At 66.1% G+C, this 5,698-nt stretch carries 6 protein-coding genes and 1 pseudogene; 6 read left to right on the forward strand and 1 reads right to left on the reverse strand.

Annotated elements, in window-relative coordinates; translation table 11 throughout:
• Positions 1-284: 284 nt before the first annotated feature.
• Complete coding sequence (locus E8E91_RS09990; RefSeq protein ID WP_280375616.1) at positions 285-917, reverse strand: class I SAM-dependent methyltransferase; 633 nt, start codon at positions 915-917, stop codon at positions 285-287.
• Between the two features lie 113 nt (positions 918-1,030).
• Between E8E91_RS09990 and potE the strand changes: the two genes are divergently transcribed.
• From potE to E8E91_RS10020, 6 genes and pseudogenes are all read left to right on the forward strand, one after another.
• Positions 1,031-2,380 (forward strand): putrescine-ornithine antiporter, encoded by a 1,350-nt coding sequence (gene potE, locus E8E91_RS09995; protein ID WP_280375617.1) that lies wholly within the window; start codon positions 1,031-1,033, stop codon positions 2,378-2,380.
• A complete protein-coding gene (locus E8E91_RS10000) occupies positions 2,377-3,273 on the forward strand; it encodes an amino acid ABC transporter substrate-binding protein (RefSeq protein WP_280375618.1) in 897 nt (298 codons plus the stop codon). Before potE ends, E8E91_RS10000 begins: the two co-directional genes overlap by 4 nt.
• An 89-nt stretch (positions 3,274-3,362) precedes the next feature.
• The gene (locus tag E8E91_RS10005) at positions 3,363-4,061 is read left to right on the forward strand and encodes a 2OG-Fe(II) oxygenase (protein WP_280375619.1); all 699 of its coding nucleotides are present in this window, start codon (positions 3,363-3,365) and stop codon (positions 4,059-4,061) included.
• Positions 4,062-4,146: 85 nt separating this feature from the next.
• Positions 4,147-5,211, forward strand: a complete 1,065-nt coding sequence (gene ada, locus E8E91_RS10010; protein ID WP_280375620.1) for a bifunctional DNA-binding transcriptional regulator/O6-methylguanine-DNA methyltransferase Ada — start codon at positions 4,147-4,149, stop codon at positions 5,209-5,211.
• Entirely contained in the window at positions 5,208-5,477 is a 270-nt protein-coding gene (locus E8E91_RS10015) for an Ada metal-binding domain-containing protein (protein ID WP_280375621.1), read from the forward strand. The genes ada and E8E91_RS10015 overlap by 4 nt, the downstream gene beginning before the upstream one ends.
• Before the next feature lie 101 nt (positions 5,478-5,578).
• A pseudogene (locus E8E91_RS10020) lies at positions 5,579-5,698 on the forward strand (IS481 family transposase); the annotation flags it as partial.

Below are 5,698 nucleotides of genomic sequence, written 5' to 3' on the forward strand. Positions count from 1 at the left end.
CTGATGCCATAGCGTCGGCACAGCTCGCGGACATTGCTCTGCGGCTGTTCGGCCAACCACACAAATTCACGCCGAATCGACATGGTGGTGCACTCCTGCCACGGCATCGCTCGAACTCCTCATTCGACGGATCCCGTAAGCGTAAATGCGTTACCTATGTCTCCCGACACCCGTTACCTATGTCCCCCGGCTGAACACCACGCGCACCGATTCCAAGGTCACCCTGCCGCCGCAAACCGCTGGTGCGCGCGGCGCACCCTACCGGCTCGGCCTTGGGAACACTCTTACGAAGCGCGCTTGCGCCACACACTCGCCAGCCAGGGCTGCTGCTCCCGTGGCAGGCCGGCTGGGCGGTAGTAGTGCTCCAGGGCTTCGAAGCCCGCCGCTTCCAGCAGTGCCTTCCAGCTCTCGTAGTCGTGCCAGGAGCCGTAGCGGCTACCGTTCCAGCCTTCATCGTTCTCGCCACGGGGGTTGGAGCTGAAGAGTACGCCGCCGGGCTTCAGGGTGTCGCAGAGCTGGCGCAGGACGCGGGGCAGTTCCTGGCGCGGGACGTGGAACAGGCTGGCGTTGGCGAAGATGCCGTCGAAGCGCGCGGCTGGCAGGTCGAGATTGAGGAAATCCTGGTGCCAGACTTCGCAGCCGGAGTCCGCGCGAGCCATGACAACGAAGCTTTCCGCACCGTCCAGGCCGATGGCCTTGTGGCCCAGGCGGGTGAAGGTGCGCAGGTCGCGACCGGGGCCGCAGCCGAAGTCGAGGATGGTGAACGGCACCTCGCCCCGGATATGCCGCAGCAACGCCTCGATGTTCTGGCTCACGTCGTGGTCACGGGTGCCTTCACGGAATCCTTCGGCATTGCGGTTGTAGTCGTCGAGGGTGGTGGAGGTGATGCTGGCGAGGTCTTCAGGCTGCAGGGGCATGGGCTGCTCTGTGCGGTTTGTTGCAGGAAGGTGAATTCTACGCCTCGCATGCCAGCAACAACGCCGGACGCCGCCTATCTTTCTGGAGATGTTTTCCCTAGAAGGATTCGGAAATGGCGGATTCCGGCAAGAAAATGAGCCTGACCGGGCTCACGACCCTGGTGGCGGTGAACATGATGGGCTCGGGCATCATCATGCTGCCGTCCAGCATGGCGCAGTTGGGGGCGATCTCCCTGTTGTCCTGGGTGATCACCGCGATCGGTTCCATGGCCATCGCTTACTGCTTCGCCCAGTGCGGCATTTTCTGCGCGCGTTCGGGCGGGATGTCCGCCTACACGGAAGAAGCCCACGGCAAGTCGGCCTTCTTCCTCTGCTCCTATCTGTATTTCCTCTCCCTGGCCATCGGCAACGTGGCCATCGCCATTTCCGCCGTGGGCTATCTCACGCCCTTCTTCCCCTGGCTGGGTACGGGCGCCATACCGCTGTTCGTTGGCGCCGTGGTGCTCATCTGGCTGACCACCCTGGCCAACTTCGGCGGTCCAAAGATCACCGGGCACATCGGCTCGATCACCGTCTGGGGCGTGATCATCCCGGTGGCCGGGCTGTCGGTGATTGGCTGGTTCTGGTTCGACTCCAACATCTTCGCCGCCGCCTGGAACCCCAACGGAATCGCCATGAACGACGCCATCACCCAGAGCATTCCGCTCACCCTCTGGGCGTTCCTCGGCATGGAGTCGGCCGCGCAGAACTCCGACGCCGTGGAGAACCCCAAACGCAACGTGCCGCTGGCCTGCCTGCTGGGCACTCTGGGCGCGGCGGTGATCTACGTGCTGTCCACCTCAGTGATCATGGGCATCGTGCCCAACCCTGAGCTGGCCAACTCCAGCGCGCCCTTCGCCTTTGTCTACGCGAAGATGTTCAACCCGCTGGTGGGCGACGTGATCATGGCGCTGGCGGTGATGGCCTGCGTCGGCTCGCTGCTGGGCTGGCAATTCACCCTGGCGCAGACTGCCAAGGTCACCGCCGACCAGCACATGTTCCCGGCGCTGTTCGCCAAGGTCACCCTGTTGGGCGCCCCCATCGCCGGGCTGGTGGCCAACGCCTTGTTGCAGAGCGCCATGGCGGTGTCGACCATCTCGCCCAATGCCTCGGAACAGTTCGGCAAGCTGGTGAGCCTGGCGGCGGTGACCAACATCGTCCCCTACATCACCTCGCTCTCGGCGCTGCTGGTGATCATGCAGAAAGCCGGGGTGACAGGTTATCCGCACCACCGCAACGTCGTGGTGCTGCTCATCGCCATGGCCTACAGCTTCTACGCGCTCTATGCCTCCGGGACCGAAGCGGTGTTCGGCGGCATGATCGTCACCGCGGTGGGCTACCTGATGTTCGGCTACATCGCCGACCGTTTCCTCGAAGAGCGCGCTGCAAATGCCCGCGCCCTTGGCCTGGAGGACAACGCATGAGCCCGAAAGCGCTGGCCTCACTGCCACTGTTGCTGACCCTGCTGCTGCCGTCGCTGGCCCCGGCCCAGACCCTGGACCGCATCCGCGCCAGCGGCACATTCACCTTGGGCTACCTGCCGGACCAGCCGCCCTTCTCGTCCGCCGAGGGCGAAGGCGCATCCGGCTATACCATCGATCTCTGCCAGAAGGTCGCCGACCAGATCCGCAGCCAGCCAGGGCTGGCCTCGCTCAAGGTGCGCTTCGTGCCCCTGGCGCCAAACAAGGCGCTGGGCGTGGTGCGCGATGGCGGCGTGGACCTGCTCTGCAGCCCCATGGTGGAAACCCTGAAGCGCCGCCAGAGCGTGTCCTTCTCCTTGCCGGTGTACACCGCCGGGATCGGCGTCGTGGTGCGCAAGGACGCGCCTGTTTCCCTGGTGAAGGTGCTCAATGGCGAGGTGGAGCAGACCGGCCCCACCTGGCGCGCCACCCTCAATCGCGGCCTGGCCGCCCATACCTTCGCGGTACAGAGCGGTTCGGTAGTGGAAGATTGGGCGCGGGAAAAACTGCGCCTGATGAAGGTGCTGGTCAGCCTGGAAACCGTGACCAGCCCGGTGGAAGGTGTGGCGCAGGTGGCCGATGGCAAGGTGGACGCCTTCTTCGCCAGCCAGATGATGCTGCGCAGTCTGGTGGCACGGGACACCGCCAACACCAACCTGATGGTGCTGGACCGGCGCTTCGAATTCTCGCCGGTGGCCCTGGCGCTGGCCCGTGACGACGAGGACTTCCGCCTGGTGGTGGACACCGCGCTGAGCCAGGTCTATCGATCCGGCGCCATCGTACCCCTCTACAGCAAGTACTTCGGCGCCCCCAGCGAACTGGACCAGACCCTGTTCAAGGTGTATTCGCGTCCCTGAATGGCGGCGAATTCGAGCGCAAGCGACGGAGTGCCCCGGCGCTTGCGCCTGCCTATGCTCGGCTCCCACCACAGAACAGGGGCACAGACATGAAAGCCATCGACAGCCTGGACTGGCCACGCATCGAGGCGGACCTCGACCGCGATGGCTGGGCCCTGGTCCGCCAGTTGCTGGACGTGCGTGAATGCGCGGCGCTGGCCGAGCTCTATGGCGAGCAGGAGCGTTTCCGCTCGCGCATCCGCATGGCCAACCACGGTTACGGCCAGGGCGAATACCAGTACTTCGACTACCCGCTGCCGCCGCTGGTAGCCACCCTGCGTACCCGCATTTATCCGCACCTGGCGCCGCTGGCCAACCGCTGGCATGAGCGCCTGGGCCTGGACGGCAGCTTTCCCGCCGAACACACCGATTTCCTCCAGCGCTGCCACGCCGCCGGCCAGCTGCGCCCTACCCCGCTGCTGCTGCGCTATATCGAAGGCGACTACAACTGCCTGCACCAGGACCTCTACGGCGAGCAGGTCTTCCCGATGCAACTGGCGGTGCTGCTGTCCGAGCCTGGCCACGACTTCGAAGGCGGCGAGTTCGTCATCACCGAGCAACGTCCGCGCATGCAATCGCGGGTGCAGGTGGTGCCGCTGGGCCTCGGCGACGGCGTGCTATTCGCGGTGAACTTCCGCCCAGCGCAGGGCCTGCGCGGCTACCACAGGGTCCGTCTGCGCCACGGCGTCAGCCAGCTGCGGGCCGGCAGACGGCATACCCTGGGGGTGATCTTCCATGACGCGCTCTGAACGAATTCGACCGCAAGAGTCGGGATGCACGGCCCCGGCCGGCCGCATACTCTCTGCCATGACCGAACAGAAAGCGGAGAGCGCCATGAAGCCCGCAGCCATGACCGCCATCGAACAGGACCCGCGCTGGGCCGCCGTGCAGGCACGGGACCCGGCCGCAGACCGGCAGTTCGTCTACGCGGTGAAGACCACCGGCATCTACTGCCGCCCCAGCAGCCCGACCCGCCTGCCGCGTCCGGAGAACGTGGAGTTCTTCGACAGCGCCGAGCAGGCCGAAGCCGCCGGCTACCGCCCCAGCCGCCGCGCTGCCGCCAGCATGACCCACGTGGCCGAGCAGCACGCGGCGCTGGTTTCAGCCGCCTGCCGGCAGATCGAAATCGCCGAGGAACTGCCCGGTCTGGAGGCCCTGGCCGAATCAGCAGGCATGAGCGCCTCGCATTTCCACCGGGTGTTCAAGGCGGTCACCGGGCTGACCCCCAAGGCCTACGCCCGAGCCCGCCGCGCCCGCAAGGTGCGCGACCAGCTCGGCCCGGGCGCCTCGGTGACCGAGGTGATCTACGACGCCGGCTTCAATTCCAACAGCCGCTTCTACGCCGACTCGGCCCAGGTGCTGGGCATGAAGCCGGCCGACTACCGCGCCGGCGGCGCCAACAACGAGATCCGGTTTGCCCTGGGCGAATGCTCCCTGGGCCACTTCCTGGTGGCGCAGAGCGGCGTCGGTGTTTGCGCCATCCTTCTGGGCGACGACCCGGACGCCCTGCTGCGCGACCTGCAGGACAAATTCCCCCGTGCGCGCCTGATCGGCGGCGACAGCGACTTCGAGCATCTGGTGGCCAAGGTCATCGGCTTCATCGAAGCACCCAGGCTGGGCCTGGACCTGCCGCTGGACGTTCGCGGCACGGCGTTCCAGGAACGGGTCTGGCAGGCCCTGCGGGAAATTCCGCCAGGCAGCACCGCGAGCTACGCGGAAATCGCCGAGCGCATCGGCTCGCCCCGCGCCGTACGCGCCGTGGCCCAGGCCTGCGCAGCCAACAGCCTGGCAGTGGCCATCCCCTGCCACCGCGTGGTCCGCAGCGACGGCAACCTCTCCGGCTACCGCTGGGGTGTGGAACGCAAGCGCCGCCTGCTGGAGCTCGAGGCCGAGAGGTGAAAACCTGGACCCTGCTGGGAGCGGACGGGAGGCCATACGCCAGCCCCGCTCCCGGAACTCTGGGTGGGCACCGCAAGTCGCGCATCTACGGCCGCCTCGACTGCCCCACCGCCCTGCGCGCCATCGCACGGGGCGGCTATGTGAGGGAGCGGGTGTTCTTTCTCGATGAAGCCACCGCGCAGGCGACGGGGTATCGGCCTTGTGCGCGGTGCATGAAAGAAGCGTATCGGGCGTGGAAGGCACTACAGGACGAAATCCTGTCGTAGGGTGCGCCGTGTGTTCAGCCGGGGGACATAGGTAACGGGTGTCGGGAGACATGGGTAACGCATTTACGCTTACGGGATCCGTCGAATGAGGAGTTCGAGCGATGCCGTGGCAGGAGTGCACCACCATGTCGATTCGGCGTGAATTTGTGTGGTTGGCTGAACAGCCGCAGAGCAATGTCCGCGAGCTGTGCCGACGCTATGGCATCAGTGCGAAGACGGCC

The organism is Pseudomonas sp. BN515 (genome assembly GCF_029873155.1).
Taxonomy (GTDB): Bacteria; Pseudomonadota; Gammaproteobacteria; order Pseudomonadales; family Pseudomonadaceae; genus Metapseudomonas.